The following is a 15,035-nucleotide window of genomic DNA, read 5'->3' on the forward strand; positions in this document are numbered from 1 at the left end:
TTATGAGTAAATTAAACGATGTATTTCATGTAAGTAGCCATGTCTTTATCGCCACGACCAGAGAGGTTGACGATCACATTCTCGTTTTCCGTCGCGCCCAATTGACTCAAAATAGCCAATGCATGCGCTGATTCCAATGCCGGTATAATGCCCTCATAACGAGTGAGTTCAAATGCTGCCTGTACAGATTCTTCATCCGTTGCCGACATAAAAATTCCTCTTCCGCTGTCGTACAAATAAGCATGCTGAGGACCAATTCCCGGATAATCCAGACCAGCAGAAATGGAGAACGGCTCCACAACCTGGCCGTCTTCCGTTTGCATTAAAATTGTGCGACTTCCATGCAAAACACCTGGTTTTCCCAATGCTGTTGTCGCAGCAGAATGTCCCGAATTAATGCCTTTTCCGGCAGCTTCCACAGCCACGAGCTTCACATCTTCATCATCCAGAAAATGATAGAATGCACCCGCTGCATTGCTTCCTCCGCCTACACAAGCGACCACATAATCAGGTGTTTCCTTGCCGGTTTGCTCTTTCAGCTGCCATCTCATTTCCTCCGAAATAATAGACTGAAAACGAGCAACCATATCCGGATATGGATGCGGACCCACCACAGAACCAATGATATAATGCGTATCCACCGGGTTATTGATCCAATGGCGCATCGCTTCATTCGTAGCGTCTTTCAATGTGCGAGATCCGCAGGTTGCTGGCCTCACTTCCGCGCCCAGCATTTTCATACGCGCCACATTAGGAGCCTGGCGTTCAATGTCCAGCTCGCCCATGTAAACAATGCATTCAATGTTCATGAGCGCGCAAACAGTTGCGGTTGCCACGCCGTGTTGTCCTGCACCGGTTTCGGCCACCACCCGCTGCTTACCAAGTCTTTTAGCCATCAGGATTTGCCCAATGGTGTTATTCACCTTGTGCGCGCCCGTGTGGCAAAGATCTTCGCGTTTGAGGAAGATGTTGGTTTTGTATTTTTCTGAAAGCCTGTTGGCCCGGTAAAGCGGCGTGGGACGTCCTACATAATTCCGCAAGAGATCATTATATTCTTTTTGAAAAGAAGGCTCCGCAATGATGCTGAGATAATTTTCGCGCAGTTCTTCCACATTCGGATACAGCATTTCGGGAATGAATGCGCCTCCAAAATTGCCGTAATAACCGCGGCTGTCAACCTGATATGACTTCTTTTCTAATGTTTCCATATTTCACTGCGCTTCCGCCTCTTCTTTCTCTTTTACACGAACTAAATTGAATAATTCTTCAAGCTTGGCAATGTCTTTCACACCCGGCTCCGTTTCAAACTGACTATTAACGTCAATTCCATAGATAGGAAGCGTTTTTGACAATGCAATAATGTCGTCCACATTGTCGACGCTAATGCCTCCGCTGAGCAGAAATGGCTTTTCATTATCGTATTTTTTCAAAAGGTTCCAGTCAAAGGGCACGCCGTTTCCGCCTGGGGCATCGCCTTTTGTATCAAACAAAAACAAATCGCAAAACGACTTATAATTGTTCAGCATCGCAAAATTGAATGATGCGTCGATGCTGAATGCTTTGATCACATTAACCCCTTTCTGGCGAATGCTGCGGCAAGTGTCCGGCATTTCGTTGCCGTGAAGCTGCGCATATTGCAAGTCGAATTTTTTGACTGTGGCAAGAATATGGCTAGGGCTTGCATTCACAAATACGCCGACTTTTTTAATGTTTTTAGGGATACTTTTTACAAATTCTTCATCCAAATCTTCGCCAACATAACGGGGTGATTTTTCGTAGAAAATAAACCCGATGAAGTTAGGCTGTAACGCCACCACTTTTTCAATGTTGTCTTGCTGGCGCAGTCCGCAAACTTTTATTTTCATAGAACCAAAGGATTTAAATTGCTTTGTTGAGTTAAGTCAATTTGTAAATCCGCCAGTGCGGTTCCGGGATTTACAGTCTTCATAAATGTTTCACCTATTAAAAACCCTTTATAACCGTAACCATGCAATCGGTGAATGGTCTCGGCATTTTTCAGGCCGCTTTCTGATATTTTAACAAAAGAATCGGGAATCTGTTCACTCAGCGCAATTGAAGTTTCAATAGACGTTTCAAAGGTTTTAAGATTTCGATTGTTAACCCCCACTATATCAATGTTTTCACCAATGGTTGCGGCAAGCTCTTCGGCATTATGAACTTCCAACAAAACTTCCAATCCTAGTTCGTGCGCTTTTTGACTTAATGAAACCACTTCGGCCGGAGTTAGACAAGCAGCAATGAGCAAAATCACGTCCGCCCCTATCGCTTTTGCTTCGTAAAGCTGATACTCGTCAATGATAAAATCCTTGCGCAGCATCGGGATCACTGGATTGGCATGACGCGCTTTCAAAAAATCCGAAAATGAGCCGCCAAAGAAATCAATGTCAGTTAAAACCGACAAGGCGACCGCGCCAGCATTGGCATAATCAAAAGTCACAACCTCCGGCGAAACCTGATCATTAATGATGCCTTTTGAAGGCGACTTACGCTTGAATTCGGAAATGATTTTTGGAGATGAAGCATTTCTCAAAGCCGCCGCCAAGGAAACCGTTTTACGCGCAAACAAATCTTCTTTTTCCAGCTCGGAAACCGACTTGTTTTGCTTGGCTTCAATGACTTCCTCCCGCTTTCTTGCGACAATTTTATCTAGTATGTTCATCTGTGATCAGTCTTCTATCAATTTTTTAAAGCTGCGCAAAGCCTTTTTACTTTCCAACGATTCCCGTGCCGTTTCCACTGCGTCCAAAAGTGATAACGCCGGATTCGCACAATGCAATGCCAATGCAGCATTCGCCAGCACAGCCTCTTTTTGTGAGAATGTGGCTGTATCGTTCAATACATTCATGAAAATTTTGGCAGATTCTTCGACCGTTTCGCCTCCCGACAGGTCTTGCGCGCGCAAAGTTTGTAACCCTAAATGCGAGGGAGTCAGAACTTGCTCCGTTTGAGCGGTGATGATTTTAAAAGCACCTGTTAATGACACTTCGTCGTAGCCGTCTAATGCGTGAAGAACCAGAAATTGCTTGTCAGTCTGTTGGTAAAGATAAGCAAAAAGCCGTGCCAATTCAAGACTGAAAACGCCTACAAGCTGTTTTTTGGGCGACACCGGATTCACTATCGGACCCAGCATATTGAAAAAAGTTTTCACACCCAGTTCCCGGCGGATCGGCGCCACATTCTTCATCGAAGGATGGAAAAGCGGCGCATGCAGGAAACACACATTCGCTTCATTGATTTTGCGTTCGAGATAATCCTTCTCATTGGTAAATTTCGCGCCGAGAAATTCAAGAACTGTCGACGAGCCGCACATAGACGAAACGCCATGATTCCCGTGCTTGGCCACATGCTGCCCCGCGCCTGCAACCACAAAACACGACAATGTTGAAATATTAAATGTGTCCTTTCCGTCGCCGCCCGTTCCGCAAACATCAATGGGATCATAAGCTGACAAATCGACGGCTAAACACAGCTCTAACATTGCATCCCGAAAGCCTTCCAATTCTTCAACCGTTATGCTGCGCATGGCATAAATGGTTAAGAAAGAGGCGATTTCTGAATTGGAATATTTGCCCGTGCTAATGCCGATCAGGACGTCTTTGGCTAATTCTTTACTTAAAACTTTATATTCAAAAAGATGGCTAAGAATCTGTTTCATGTTCATGCTAAGCGTACCGAAAAGTTTTTACTATTGAGGAGGAAGTAATCTTAAATTGCCAACCAGTTTTCCAACATTTCTTTCCCATGCTCGGTTAGCACAGATTCCGGGTGAAATTGAAGGCCTTTTACATCATATTTTTTGTGAGAAAGCCCCATAACCCGGCCTTTTTCGTCCAATGCTGTAATAGTCAGATCTTCTGTAAATGTTTCAGGGATAACAGTCCAGGAATGATAGCGTCCAACTTTAATTTCAGTCGGTAACCCTTTGAAAATGCGCTCCGACTGATCTGTAACAATCGCTGTATCGCTGATGCCATGCAACACATCCGTCATGTTTTCGAGCGTTGCGCCATAAACCTCACCGATGCCCTGATGTCCCAGACAAATGCCTAAAATGCTCTTGCTAGGGCCATATTCGCGGATCAGTTCGTGCATAATGCCTGCTTCCGACGGAATGCCGGGGCCAGGAGAAAGGAGGATTTTATCATATTTGCCCACCTCTTCCAGCGCAATTTTATCATTGCGGACAATGTCCACCTGATCATTCAGCTCGCGGAGAATGTAGACGAGGTTATAAGTGAAAGAATCGTAATTATCGAGCACTAAGATTTTCATTATTTCCAGTTTTTGAGGATTGTCCTAATGTTAAATTTCTTCTGCAAAGTCGATCGCCTTTCGTAAAGCGGCCAGCTTGCTGTTAATTTCCTGCAATTCACTTTCCACATTGGACTTGGCCACAACGCCCATTCCGGCCCTGAAAAACAAAGTGTTATTCTTGCTCAGGAATGTTCTGATGGCAATCGCGTGGTTGAAATCACCATTGAAATCCATGAAACCAATCGCGCCGCCATAAATGCTGCGGTTGCTCGTTTCCATCTGGTCAATGAGCTTCATCGCATTGTGTTTGGGCGCGCCTGACAGCGTTCCCGCCGGGAATGTGTCCGCTACCAATTGCAATGGATTCACGCCTTCGTTCATTTTCCCAACGACTTTGGAAACCAAGTGGATTACGTGCGAATAATATTGGACTTCCTTATAATTCGTCACTTTCACTGCGTCACAACTTCTGCTCAAATCGTTTCTTGCCAAATCAACAAGCATTACGTGTTCCGCAGTTTCCTTTGGATCATTTAACAATGCCTGCGCCGCCTCTGCATCCGCCTGATCGTCGCCCGTTCTGCGAAATGTGCCTGCTATGGGGTGAATTTCAGCTTGTCCGTTTTTGATAAAGATTTGTTTCTCAGGCGAAGACCCAAAGATCTTATAACTGCCGTAATCAAAATAGAATAAATACGGCGAAGGATTAATGGAGCGCAAAGCGCGATAAACATTGAATTCATCACCCTGGAAATTGCGGCTAAACCGGCGTGAAGGAACGATCTGAAACACATCACCGCGGAGGCAATGGTCAATGCCTTTCTGAATCACCGCCCGCATTTCATCATCCGTCACATTGGACGTTTCATCAGAAGCGATTTGGAAATCATATTTTGGAAAATTGCGGTTTTTGATCAAAATTTCAATCTGCTCAATGCCACTCTCCTGCTCTGAATCTCCATATTGATGCTCAAAAATATAGAGTTCATTTTTGAAGTGATTAATAGCGATCACATAGCGGTAAACCTGATAGAAAATCTGGTCAATATCCGTTTCCGGGCTTGCAGGCTGAATGGTAATGTCTTCAAAATAACTGACCGCATCATAAGTCATGTGACCAAAAAGTCCATTGGAAATGAAAGGAAAACTGCTCTTTTCCGATTTGAAACTTTGTGCAAAAGCATACAATGTCTGCACCGCGTCTTTCGGCTTTTCCAGGGTCAAATTAACCTGCTGTCCATCCGGAAATTGCTGCGTAACCACATTCTGGTTCAGTTTAAAAAAAGCAACGGGATCGCAGCAGATGTAGGTGAATGAGTTTTCATTGCCGTGATAATCAGAGCTTTCCAGCAGGATAGTGTTGACGAAACGGTCTCTTAATTTTAAATAAATAGAAACCGGCGTCAATGTGTCTGCCAATAGTTTCTTGTGGCGGGTTGATATCTGAAAGGTAGGATTTGACATTTTTATAATCTTAAAATTTTATAATTATGGCACAAAAAAACGGCTCGCTGTCAGATGAACAGCGAGCCGTATGTAAAGTATATTTTGATTATACCAAAGCAATGACTACTCGTCCATCTTGTTAAGACGTGCACGCCACCACCAAATAGTATTCAAAGTTTTCATATCTCGATTTAATAAATGTCTTGCGACATTGTCGGTGACAAATATAGAATAAAATAAATATGATTTAATTTATTTGAAAAAAATTATTGCAATGTGCCAGCAAGTTACTTCTCCCTGATCCGCTTCACAATCCTGACCGCCGTCATCATCAGCACAGCGAAAATAACGAGTCCCAATACACCCCAGAGCCAATCTACGGTGTTTTTTAAAACAACCAGAAAAACGATGGAGAAAAGAAAGATCGTTGCTATTTCGTTAAATAGCCGCAATTGAAAAGACGAAAACCGGAATATTCCGCGACGCAGTTCCAGAAGAATTTTACGCGTAAAAGAATGGTAAGCCAAAAGCCCGACTACAAAAAGCAGCTTCAAACGCATCCAATCCTGATCGAGCCAGGCGGGTGTGATATATAGCATAATAGACCCAAAAATGATGGTAAGCCAGCAAGCCGGTGTCATAATAGCATTCCAGAGCAGTTTTTCCATTTTTGTAAACTGTGCAAAAAGGATCTGTCGCTCAGCTTCGGTTTTGTCCCGAGCCTCCGTATGATATACAAACAGCCTCGGCATGTAAAATAGCCCGGCAAACCAGCTGACCACAAAGATGATATGCAGTGCCTTGAAATGAAGATAGGTCATGATTGCGTTGTAGTCACGGGATATCAGGGTTCAAACGAATGCGATCTTTTTCATTTCAAATTTCGTAAATAATGTGCGAATCCGCCGGATAAACTTTCTTGGAATGCGATTCGTTAACCAAGTAGCAATAACACGATTCAATAAAGATGAAAACCACCATCCCTATTTTCACGTTCCTATTCCTGTGTTGCATGGTTGTGATATCATGCGCGCAATCGGACAAAAAACAAAAAAAGCAAATGAGTAATGAAACGTCTTCGGCAACATTGGACGAAAATAATGTTGATATGGCGAATACAGAAATCGCCACATTTGGGACCGGATGTTTTTGGTGTACCGAAGCCGTTTTGGAGTCTCTGGACGGCGTTAAAAAGGTCGTTTCAGGTTATGCCGGCGGTAGTGTGGCTAACCCAAGTTATAAGGAGGTTTGCACAGGAAATACAGGCCATGCGGAATGTGTAGAGGTTGTTTACGATCCCAAAGTGATTTCCTATGCAGCGCTTTTGGAGGCATTTTTCCGCAGCCATGACCCTACATCGCTTAATAAACAAGGAAATGACGTTGGCACGCAGTATCGCTCGGTGATTTTTTATCATAATGAAGAGCAGCATAAACTGGCTGAACAGGCGAAGGCTGAACTGGACAAATCGGGCGCCTATGCGAAGCCGATCGTAACCGAAATTACCAAGGCGCCGAAATTCTATGTGGCTGAGGATTACCACCAAAATTACTTTGCCAACAACCCGGATCAAGGTTACTGTGCATTCGTCATTGCGCCGAAACTTGACAAGTTCAAGAAGGTTTTTAAAGAAAAATTGAGAAAAAATATCTGATAAGAGGAGGTTAATCCTAACCTCTACACCTTTTGTTTACGGGCACCACCCGAATAATAACTACAATGGCACAAGTTTTGAAGCATTAAAATAAAGGCTTTAATTTGTGCCATAATTTTTACACAAAAAACTAATCTATTACGATGAAAAAGATTCTATTTTCGTTTTTCGTTGCCGCTATTTTAGGCGTTACATCAGAGAAGGCTTTCGCCCAATTTGAAAAAGGCGATAAGTTATTAAATGCTGGGATTAACCTTGGCGGAACATATGGCGGCGGCGGAGTTGGCCTCGGAGCTTCTTTCGAAAGTGGTGTTCACGACTTCATCAGCGTTGGTGCTCAGGCTGACTTCATTACGTGGAATTATGGTACTTTCGGATACAAGTGGAGATATAATTTCTTCACAGTGGCGGCGAGAGGTTCTTACCACTTCGGAAAGCACTTTTTAACAATGGATAACCTTGATTTGTATGCTGGGCCTGCATTGGGATATCGTATCTCATCTTACAGCACACCTGATGGTTATGGTGGTGTTTATAATGATGGCTACGGAAGCGGTGTTTTCTTCGGAGCATTTGCAGGAGCACGTTACTATTTCAAACCAACAATGGGTGTTTTTGCAGAAGTTGGTTACAATGCATCTCCATTGAAAGCAGGGATTACTTTCAAATTCTGATTGGAACAAAATATCATAAAAAAGGGCTTTGGATTATTCCAAAGCCCTTTTTTTGTTCATTAGATAATCACTAAAACTGCACGCTCAATGCTAGGCGGGCATATCTGTTAACAGGATTATATGCAGGGCTGATCCGGAACGTAATCGGCTCATTCCTTCTGATCAACTCTCGTCTCACCCTGGTAGCCTTGGAGCCATTCTTACCCGCTTTTACAAAGCCAACTGTCCCAAAGGTTACAGCACCGGCAAACCCACCGATCATCATCCAGGCGCCTCTGATCGCCCTTTTTTCATCCTGATAACTCTTGAAATTGCCATTGGCATCTGTTGCGCTTACAACGATTCCAGTTCCGATTGCAGCCATGAGAATGCCCGCAGATGTCCCTGCAATGCCCATACCATGCCGCCTTTCGACTTTCCTTTGTAATATTTGTAAACAGCGCGGAGCCTGTCCGGTGTGGCAGTTTGCAGTTCTTCCTGAAAACGGGCCTTAGGAGTAACAGCAGTCGACGGCGATTTAGCAATAGGCGCCTTCGGAGTGTTAGGAGCATAATATCCAGGCACTTCCAGCACTGCCTCAAATGTTTCAACATCCCCGTTTCCGTATTTGATGGAAACAATTTCCGTCTTTCTAACTGAGAAAAGCGGTCCTTCGGGGTCGGTCAGTTTTTTGTATTTAACAAAATTATCATCTACTTCCTGGATCACCACTTCGAGCTTTGTTGCATCCCGGAGCGTGATGACATCGGGTTTCCGTGGCGTTTGAGATTGAGTGAAATGAGCGGCTAATAGCAGTAACAGGAAGAAAACCGCGCGGGTTTTCTTCCAGGACATTGTGATTTTCATTCAGGAAGGATGTTATGATAAAACATTTAGTATCAATAATGTTACTAAATAAATGGTATTAAAACGACATCCTCAATGTTAGTCGCCCTGACTTATTAAACGGGTCCAGATTGGGGCTGATGGTTAATGTGCTCAGCGACTGATTCCTGCGAAGAAGCTCTGTCTTCACTTTTTCGGCTTTTTTACTGTGGAATTTGTAATTCCGGAAACCAATAAGTCCAAGCCCGACACCTACAACCGGACCGGCAATAGCCAGTGAATTCCCGATGGTTTTGTTATCAGGACTAGTCCCCGATCCGGCGATGATAATGCCTGAAACCAGCGTAGCGGCAGCAAACGAAGTGAAGACAATCGCTCCCGTTTTGCCGTCCAGCGACCTGTCGTGGTGATAACGGTATTTATCTCTAAGCTGATCGGAGTTCGCCATTACGACGCTTTTTTCGAACTTATCCTTGGGCAAATTCGCCATATCAGCATATTGTCCAACGCTGTCCGGCGGCACATGGCCTACAAGAACAGAGTCTCTGACATTGATGATTTTACCGGTTTTAAGAATTACGCGTGCAACATTGTCCAGGTAAATGTAGCTTTTAGCACTGTCTGCCGTGCCCAGATCGCGGTAATTGATCTTTTCATAGCTCATTTGCGTGATCAGCGCCTGTATTCTGGAACTGTCGCGTTTGACGATCACGTCGTTCTTGGCTGGGGTCTGCGCCAAGGATTGATTTGAAACGGCGAAAGCCAAGACCATGGCGACTAACAGTCCGGACTTGATAAATGTGTGTAATTGCATGTTTTTGAAGTTAGGTTGAAACAAAATGTAAACTACACAATCTTTCTACACAACTTGTAAAAAACCATGCTAACTACACACCAAATTTATTAAGCTGTTTTACAAGTACCTCAAAGTCTTTGGGATACGGCGCTTCAACCCGGATTGGCTCTCCGTTCATCAGCGCGAATGACAATGCAAAAGCATGAAGCGCAACACGTTGAATAAGAGGCTGTTCCTCAGTTTCTTTCTTTAAATTGAATTTTCGTTTTAAACTGGAAAGAAAAATCGGCTCGCCACCATATTGCGGATCGCACACGATGGGCGCTTTCAGGCAGGAAAGGTGAATGCGGATCTGGTGCATACGCCCGGTAATGGGAATACATTCCACCAATGTGTATCCGCGGTAAACTTTAAGCGTGTTGAAGATGGTTTCCGCTGTCTTGCCCTCTGCCCGGTCAATCTTTACCACAGTGCCGTTTTTTAATGGCAAAATGGGCAAATAAACAGAAATGCTGTCCAAATTATGGATGCCGTTTGCTACGGCGTGGTAACGTTTTGTTACTTCGCGATGCTCAAATTGCATGGCCAAGTGCCTGTAAGCGGCCGGATTTTTTGCAAAGGCAAGAACGCCGGAAGTTTCCTTATCCAACCTGTGTGCTGCTTGCAGCTCTGGATTGTATTCTTTCGCCAACCTTAGCACACTTCCTCCCCTGTCTGCAGTCCGCTCATCCAATGTGGCCAAATGCGGTGGCTTATTAACGAGCAAAAAATCCTCGTCTTCAAATAATATCAGGTCCTTAAAATTGATCTTCATGAATATTCAAATAAAAATAATCCGGAAAAATGACCACGAACGGTAATTCTTCCGGATTGGATTATGCTACAAAGATAGTTATTTACTTCTGTATGCATCTTTTCGATCAGCGACCTTAATCACCTCGACAAGAAGATTTTGATCCTCGATGGTATAAATTACACGATAACTGCCGACCCGGATTCTGTAACTGTTCAAGGAATTTTCTAGTTTTCGAATCCCCTGTGGTCTAGGATCGGAAGCCAGATCATCAATTTTTTGAATAATTTTAAGACGAAAAACTTTTGTGATATTTTCTAATTCCCGAATGGCAGATTTCTTGATAATGACTTTATACATGCCCTAATCCTTAGAAATCAAAGCAGCTCTTACGCTATCCCAGTCAGAAGATTCTTCATTTTTTCTCAAATCAATAGCGATCTCGTCCTCAATATCTTCTAGGATTTCCAAAAGGCTGTCGCGCTGCTTTAATAGATCAAAATCAATCACCACAGCGGTTTTTTGCCCAACGTCATCAATTAAATAACTAATCCCTTTCATAATCGTATGCTTGTTTTCCGAAAGTTAACAAAACTAAACCAAAGCGCTAACCTTTGTGGGGTTTGGATTGATGGTGTCGGATTCGACCAGGCCGTCGCGTAGGCGAACGATTCTGTGGGCGTAATGTGCGATGTCTTCCTCGTGGGTAACCATTACGATTGTGTTGCCTTTGCTGTATAACTGGTCAAATAGGTCCATGATTTCATAGGACGTTTTGGAGTCAAGGTTTCCTGTAGGCTCATCGGCTAGCAGGATACTTGGGTCGTTTACCAGCGCCCGAGCAATGGCTACACGCTGGCGCTGTCCACCGGAAAGCTCATTAGGCTTGTGCCCGGCGCGGTTTTCAAGCCCGACGTTTTTGAGCGACAACATTGCCTTTTCTGTCCGATCAGATTTGCTTAAACCTGCGTAAATAAGCGGTAAGGCAACATTATCAAGCGACGACATTCTGGGTAAAAGGTTGAAAGTCTGAAACACGAAGCCAATTTCTTTATTCCGGATCTCAGCCAATTCACTCTCGGTCATGTCACTCACATCCTTATTATTCAGGATATAGCGGCCCGTCGTGGGCGTATCCAGGCATCCGATAATGTTCATCAAAGTGGATTTTCCCGAACCCGAAGGGCCCATGAACGCTACATACTCGCCTTTATTGACAGAAATTGTAACCGATTTTAACGCCTGGATTATTTCGCTCCCCATCACATAACGTTTCGAAATTTCAGTAGTCTCTATGATTCTCATGTGATGGTTTTTTCGGAATTGGGATAAATTATTCAACCTTATGCGGCGGACATAACGGTGCGGAGATGACTGCCTACATACAAAGCGGCAAGAATTACGGCAGGAGAAACAAACTCATTGTCGACATTGCCTTCGTCTTTCCAAAAGCTGGTTAATGTGAACTCCGTAACTTCTTCAGCAGTTTTTACAAACCATTTTTTTCTGGTCCAAGACTCAAATTTCCATTCATAGAGCTCGTCTTCGTAGGTAATGGTGGCTGAGCCGTTCCAGACATTGTATTTGATCTCGCCAAGCACCTTCGCGCCCTCTATATCCAGGATTTTGGTTACCGTGTTCAAAAAACCCTGGTTTTTGAATCGGAGCAAATGGCCGTTCAGTTCTCCGTAACCGCTGCTTTTCCAAAAGTTTGTTTTCAATATCCCGACAATCAACTTGCCCCGAAAAATCCGGCATTCGGTTCCGCTGATATTAGACTTCCAGGATAAAGACATGTTGATGAAGTGTAATTATTTTCCTAAAATATTAAATCACTGAAATCCTGCCCTTTGTTTTTCGATAAGAGCCCGCATAGGCTGATAGCGCGTCATAAATTGCTGATAATCGGCAGGCAATGCATATTGTCTCACCTTTTCCTCGCCCTCATTTCCCTGGCCGATCAAACCTTGTTCCAGGCTTAAATACGCGTATTGCTCCCAAAGTTGTGGCGCATACTCATTATAACGCAATGCATCCAGCACCAGTTTGTAAGCCTTTAAAGTCAATTTTTTCTGTCTGAAATGCGCTGAGGCGGCTGAGACGACATTTTCATCAAATGGATTTATACGCACAGCATTATCAAAATTCTTGTCAGAAGGAGATTTTCGAGCAATTTGCAGCAACGAATCAGCAAGGGATTTTGGCTTTGCGCCGGAGAACAATGTTTCCTTTAATTTTTCAATGGCAGCATTTTGCTCTTTTTCCTTAATTTTGTCCAAAAGGACAACAGCAACCTCCTTTTTGTCAGATAGGGCATTCGCCACCGCCATTCCAATTGTTCCTTCAACGCCTTCGACAACAGACAACGCTTCAATCGCCTGATCGTAAAGGCCGAGTTGTAAGAGCCAGTGGCCCAATATTTTATGATACAAATCACTTTTTTCGCCTTCTTCTTCCGCCCACCCGGAAAGCGTTTCGAGTGCTTTGAGCTTGTTGCCGCTATAAAACTCTGAATATAATGCGGCAAGGCTTAAATCTTGTGAAAGGACTGGGTTTTTGGCTGCTAACGCGGGCAGAAGCCTGGCCGGTATGCTGTCGGTTTTGGCCTGATTGACACTATAATTAAGTAAATAGGCAAAAGCGGAGGCACTTAGCAGCGAATCTGTGGGAACAGCATTTCTATTAAATGTTTCTTCCGGAAATTTTTGTCTCAAATTCTGCACGGCAAGCCAGTTGGCCTGCCAGGAAAGATAATTTAGCTTTTCGCTGGCAGCAGCTAATGAGTCCAATAGACCCGAATCCGTATTTTTTGCCAGGATAGCAAGCAGGTTAGTGGCCGGAATTTCGGCCCGCTTCGTCGCTCCCTCGGCTTTTGCAAGATAATAGTAAGCAGAATCCGCCACATTTGTTTTGTAGTATAACATGCCGAGGTTATTCAGCAGCTCGCCGCTTTTTGGAAATGTCCTAACCCCTTCCTGCAAACTATAAACGGCATCAAAAAAGAGATTTTCCTGAATCAAAATGCCGCTTAATCCGGAATAGGCTTGTGGCGACGGATTTTTAAGGAGAGATTGTCGGAAATAAAACGCCGCCGCATTCCTGTCGCCTTGCCGTAATGCGAGCGAAGCCAACGCATAATTGGATTTATGATTTTGAAACTCCTGCTGAACAGCCAGCTTATAATATTGCTCCGATAGCGAAAATTCCTCCGTATTCGCATGCAAATCGCCTAATCCATTGAAATAACCCGCAATGGCCTGGTTGACTGGCAACAGCCTTTGGATGGAAAAGAGAACAATCAGGATTGTAAAACCAAACAAACGCGTTTGGGTCAACCCAAACCGGAGCGGCTTGTAAAGCACTTTGTATACAGCCAGTTTTTGCTGGAAAAGCGGATAAAAATTTACCAGCACATAAAACAAAAACAGCACACTCATCGAGAGCTGACCCTGCACCACGACATCCTCCAATGTCTCCAAAACCGGATCATTAGCGGTCGCGGACATGTAAGCTGTAAAGGAAACCGCAATGATAAATAATCCAATATAGAGCCAGAATCCGGCGCTTCGGAACGGAATGATGCCGTTTGTAGAATCGGCGCGTCGTCTAAAACCCCAAATACCCAGGATTGCCGCAGTCAGCGCGAGAAAGACAGGACTGATTAATGTTACGTCCCAGTCAATTTGCTTGGTGTTTCTTAAATAAAGTAAAAGCAGTAATAACAGATACAATATGCTGATTACAAGGAAATTGATTAATCCCGATTTGCCTTTTGAAACAGAGCCACTGGTGCTCAGCCAGACCAGCGCAGCCATTATTTCGGTTGAAATGACAATCAAAAACAAGATTGTCAAAAGCAGCCAAAAGGGGAACGAATAAGATGCTACGGTTAATGATGGAAAGGGGGTTTCGGCAACAAAAGCAATAAGAATGGCCAGGAAAGCTGTAATACCTCCAATGGCAAGAGTGCGCCTTGCAATGCCAATGTCGGGACGAAATGCGTGGAAATAATAAGTTATGCTGCCATAAAGAATCACAGTCAGCAGGAAAAGCGCACGATTGGCATCTCCAAATGCGCCCACCATTTCAAGCCGGGAAAAAGCCAGGAACACGATAAAAATGATCGTTCCGGCTAAATACCAAAACCTCGACATGGTTGTCAATGCCGCTAGAACAATCGTCAAACCCGTTAGAGAGAAAACCAAAAACAGTGTAACCGAAAGAAAATCAGTCTCCATAACAGAAGCCATGAAACTTTCTGTAACCAAATGCGAAGGTGTTGAAATGCCATATTGCCATTCACCGAGTTGCAGGATGTCCACAACGGCAGTCGTCTCCGACAACTCACTGATCACGTTCCAGCGAATGACGTTTCCCAGCGGATCAAAGCTCTTTACAGCGAAGAAAACCAACGCCAAAAGCAAAACAAGGAAAGCAGCAACCGTCATCCTGCGTTCCGACGGCGACCAAACCTTCCAGAAAAAAAACTCCTTCATAAATTTTATTTAAACCGGTTTCCCAGAATTTCTATTTACAATTTTGCCTAAAACAAACCGGCTATCTAAAAAATAT

General features: G+C 44.0%; 18 protein-coding genes. 2 read left to right on the forward strand and 16 right to left on the reverse strand.

Features of this window, described 5'->3' with window-relative positions; translation table 11 throughout:
* Positions 1-11: 11 nt before the first annotated feature.
* From trpB to NFI81_RS19750, 7 genes are all read right to left on the reverse strand, one after another.
* Entirely contained in the window at positions 12-1,208 is a 1,197-nt protein-coding gene (gene trpB, locus NFI81_RS19720) for a tryptophan synthase subunit beta (protein ID WP_234616437.1), read from the reverse strand.
* Between the two features lie 3 nt (positions 1,209-1,211).
* The gene (locus tag NFI81_RS19725; RefSeq protein WP_234616436.1) at positions 1,212-1,865 is read right to left on the reverse strand and encodes a phosphoribosylanthranilate isomerase; all 654 of its coding nucleotides are present in this window, start codon (positions 1,863-1,865) and stop codon (positions 1,212-1,214) included.
* Positions 1,862-2,680 (reverse strand): indole-3-glycerol phosphate synthase TrpC, encoded by an 819-nt coding sequence (trpC, locus tag NFI81_RS19730; RefSeq protein WP_234616435.1) that lies wholly within the window; start codon positions 2,678-2,680, stop codon positions 1,862-1,864. Before trpC ends, NFI81_RS19725 begins: the two co-directional genes overlap by 4 nt.
* 6 nt (positions 2,681-2,686) lie before the next feature.
* On the reverse strand, positions 2,687-3,676 hold the full coding sequence (gene trpD, locus NFI81_RS19735; RefSeq protein WP_234616434.1) for an anthranilate phosphoribosyltransferase: 990 nt from the start codon (positions 3,674-3,676) through the stop codon (positions 2,687-2,689).
* 50 nt (positions 3,677-3,726) lie between these two features.
* Entirely contained in the window at positions 3,727-4,293 is a 567-nt protein-coding gene (locus tag NFI81_RS19740; protein WP_234616433.1) for an anthranilate synthase component II, read from the reverse strand.
* Between the two features lie 30 nt (positions 4,294-4,323).
* On the reverse strand, positions 4,324-5,739 hold the full coding sequence (locus NFI81_RS19745; RefSeq protein WP_234616432.1) for an anthranilate synthase component I family protein: 1,416 nt from the start codon (positions 5,737-5,739) through the stop codon (positions 4,324-4,326).
* Between the two features lie 269 nt (positions 5,740-6,008).
* A complete protein-coding gene (locus tag NFI81_RS19750) occupies positions 6,009-6,542 on the reverse strand; it encodes a CopD family protein (RefSeq protein ID WP_234616431.1) in 534 nt (177 codons plus the stop codon).
* A 239-nt stretch (positions 6,543-6,781) separates the two neighbouring features.
* Here NFI81_RS19750 and msrA point away from each other — a divergent pair, with 239 nt between their 5' ends.
* Together msrA and NFI81_RS19760 are read left to right on the forward strand one after the other, a co-directional pair.
* Complete coding sequence (msrA, locus tag NFI81_RS19755; RefSeq protein WP_234616430.1) at positions 6,782-7,375, forward strand: peptide-methionine (S)-S-oxide reductase MsrA; 594 nt, start codon at positions 6,782-6,784, stop codon at positions 7,373-7,375.
* A 143-nt stretch (positions 7,376-7,518) separates the two neighbouring features.
* Positions 7,519-8,049: a hypothetical protein gene (locus tag NFI81_RS19760; protein WP_234616429.1), complete on the forward strand. Its 531-nt coding sequence runs from the start codon at positions 7,519-7,521 to the stop codon at positions 8,047-8,049.
* A gap of 70 nt (positions 8,050-8,119) precedes the next feature.
* Here the strand turns inward: NFI81_RS19760 and NFI81_RS19765 are convergent, their stop codons facing one another.
* From NFI81_RS19765 to NFI81_RS19805, 9 genes are all read right to left on the reverse strand, one after another.
* Positions 8,120-8,413, reverse strand: coding sequence for a hypothetical protein (locus NFI81_RS19765; RefSeq protein WP_234616428.1), 294 nt, complete (start codon positions 8,411-8,413; stop codon positions 8,120-8,122).
* A complete protein-coding gene (locus NFI81_RS19770; protein ID WP_234616427.1) occupies positions 8,383-8,895 on the reverse strand; it encodes a hypothetical protein in 513 nt (170 codons plus the stop codon). Before NFI81_RS19770 ends, NFI81_RS19765 begins: the two co-directional genes overlap by 31 nt.
* Before the next feature lie 58 nt (positions 8,896-8,953).
* Positions 8,954-9,688 (reverse strand): hypothetical protein, encoded by a 735-nt coding sequence (locus tag NFI81_RS19775; RefSeq protein WP_234616426.1) that lies wholly within the window; start codon positions 9,686-9,688, stop codon positions 8,954-8,956.
* A 73-nt stretch (positions 9,689-9,761) separates the two neighbouring features.
* Complete coding sequence (locus NFI81_RS19780) at positions 9,762-10,484, reverse strand: RluA family pseudouridine synthase (protein WP_234616425.1); 723 nt, start codon at positions 10,482-10,484, stop codon at positions 9,762-9,764.
* A gap of 78 nt (positions 10,485-10,562) precedes the next feature.
* Positions 10,563-10,823: a type II toxin-antitoxin system RelE family toxin gene (locus tag NFI81_RS19785; protein ID WP_234616424.1), complete on the reverse strand. Its 261-nt coding sequence runs from the start codon at positions 10,821-10,823 to the stop codon at positions 10,563-10,565.
* A 3-nt stretch (positions 10,824-10,826) separates the two neighbouring features.
* The gene (locus NFI81_RS19790) at positions 10,827-11,024 is read right to left on the reverse strand and encodes a hypothetical protein (RefSeq protein ID WP_234616423.1); all 198 of its coding nucleotides are present in this window, start codon (positions 11,022-11,024) and stop codon (positions 10,827-10,829) included.
* Positions 11,025-11,057: 33 nt separating this feature from the next.
* On the reverse strand, positions 11,058-11,768 hold the full coding sequence (locus NFI81_RS19795) for an ABC transporter ATP-binding protein (protein ID WP_233855591.1): 711 nt from the start codon (positions 11,766-11,768) through the stop codon (positions 11,058-11,060).
* A gap of 38 nt (positions 11,769-11,806) precedes the next feature.
* Positions 11,807-12,259, reverse strand: a complete 453-nt coding sequence (locus NFI81_RS19800; RefSeq protein ID WP_234616422.1) for a hypothetical protein — start codon at positions 12,257-12,259, stop codon at positions 11,807-11,809.
* Positions 12,260-12,295: 36 nt separating this feature from the next.
* The gene (locus NFI81_RS19805; protein WP_234616421.1) at positions 12,296-14,959 is read right to left on the reverse strand and encodes a tetratricopeptide repeat protein; all 2,664 of its coding nucleotides are present in this window, start codon (positions 14,957-14,959) and stop codon (positions 12,296-12,298) included.
* Positions 14,960-15,035: the final 76 nt, after the last annotated feature.

The organism is Dyadobacter fanqingshengii, from assembly GCF_023822005.2.
GTDB lineage: Bacteria > Bacteroidota > Bacteroidia > Cytophagales > Spirosomataceae > Dyadobacter > Dyadobacter fanqingshengii.

Excerpts from the sequence above, each read along its gene's own strand:
- NFI81_RS19760 (WP_234616429.1), top strand. The coding sequence starts at position 7,519 with ATGAAAAAGATTCTATTTTCGTTTTTCGTTGCCGCTATTTTAGGCGTT.
- NFI81_RS19745 (WP_234616432.1), bottom strand. The coding sequence starts at position 5,739 with ATGTCAAATCCTACCTTTCAGATATCAACCCGCCACAAGAAACTATTG.
- NFI81_RS19785 (WP_234616424.1), bottom strand. The coding sequence starts at position 10,823 with ATGTATAAAGTCATTATCAAGAAATCTGCCATTCGGGAATTAGAAAAT.
- NFI81_RS19800 (WP_234616422.1), bottom strand. The coding sequence starts at position 12,259 with ATGTCTTTATCCTGGAAGTCTAATATCAGCGGAACCGAATGCCGGATT.
- NFI81_RS19770 (WP_234616427.1), bottom strand. The coding sequence starts at position 8,895 with ATGAAAATCACAATGTCCTGGAAGAAAACCCGCGCGGTTTTCTTCCTG.
- NFI81_RS19790 (WP_234616423.1), bottom strand. The coding sequence starts at position 11,024 with ATGAAAGGGATTAGTTATTTAATTGATGACGTTGGGCAAAAAACCGCT.
- trpB (WP_234616437.1), bottom strand. The coding sequence starts at position 1,208 with ATGGAAACATTAGAAAAGAAGTCATATCAGGTTGACAGCCGCGGTTAT.
- NFI81_RS19780 (WP_234616425.1), bottom strand. The coding sequence starts at position 10,484 with ATGAAGATCAATTTTAAGGACCTGATATTATTTGAAGACGAGGATTTT.
- NFI81_RS19805 (WP_234616421.1), bottom strand. The coding sequence starts at position 14,959 with ATGAAGGAGTTTTTTTTCTGGAAGGTTTGGTCGCCGTCGGAACGCAGG.
- NFI81_RS19765 (WP_234616428.1), bottom strand. The coding sequence starts at position 8,413 with ATGGCTGCAATCGGAACTGGAATCGTTGTAAGCGCAACAGATGCCAAT.
- NFI81_RS19740 (WP_234616433.1), bottom strand. The coding sequence starts at position 4,293 with ATGAAAATCTTAGTGCTCGATAATTACGATTCTTTCACTTATAACCTC.
- msrA (WP_234616430.1), top strand. The coding sequence starts at position 6,782 with ATGAGTAATGAAACGTCTTCGGCAACATTGGACGAAAATAATGTTGAT.
- NFI81_RS19775 (WP_234616426.1), bottom strand. The coding sequence starts at position 9,688 with ATGCAATTACACACATTTATCAAGTCCGGACTGTTAGTCGCCATGGTC.
- NFI81_RS19725 (WP_234616436.1), bottom strand. The coding sequence starts at position 1,865 with ATGAAAATAAAAGTTTGCGGACTGCGCCAGCAAGACAACATTGAAAAA.
- trpC (WP_234616435.1), bottom strand. The coding sequence starts at position 2,680 with ATGAACATACTAGATAAAATTGTCGCAAGAAAGCGGGAGGAAGTCATT.
- trpD (WP_234616434.1), bottom strand. The coding sequence starts at position 3,676 with ATGAAACAGATTCTTAGCCATCTTTTTGAATATAAAGTTTTAAGTAAA.
- NFI81_RS19750 (WP_234616431.1), bottom strand. The coding sequence starts at position 6,542 with ATGACCTATCTTCATTTCAAGGCACTGCATATCATCTTTGTGGTCAGC.
- NFI81_RS19795 (WP_233855591.1), bottom strand. The coding sequence starts at position 11,768 with ATGAGAATCATAGAGACTACTGAAATTTCGAAACGTTATGTGATGGGG.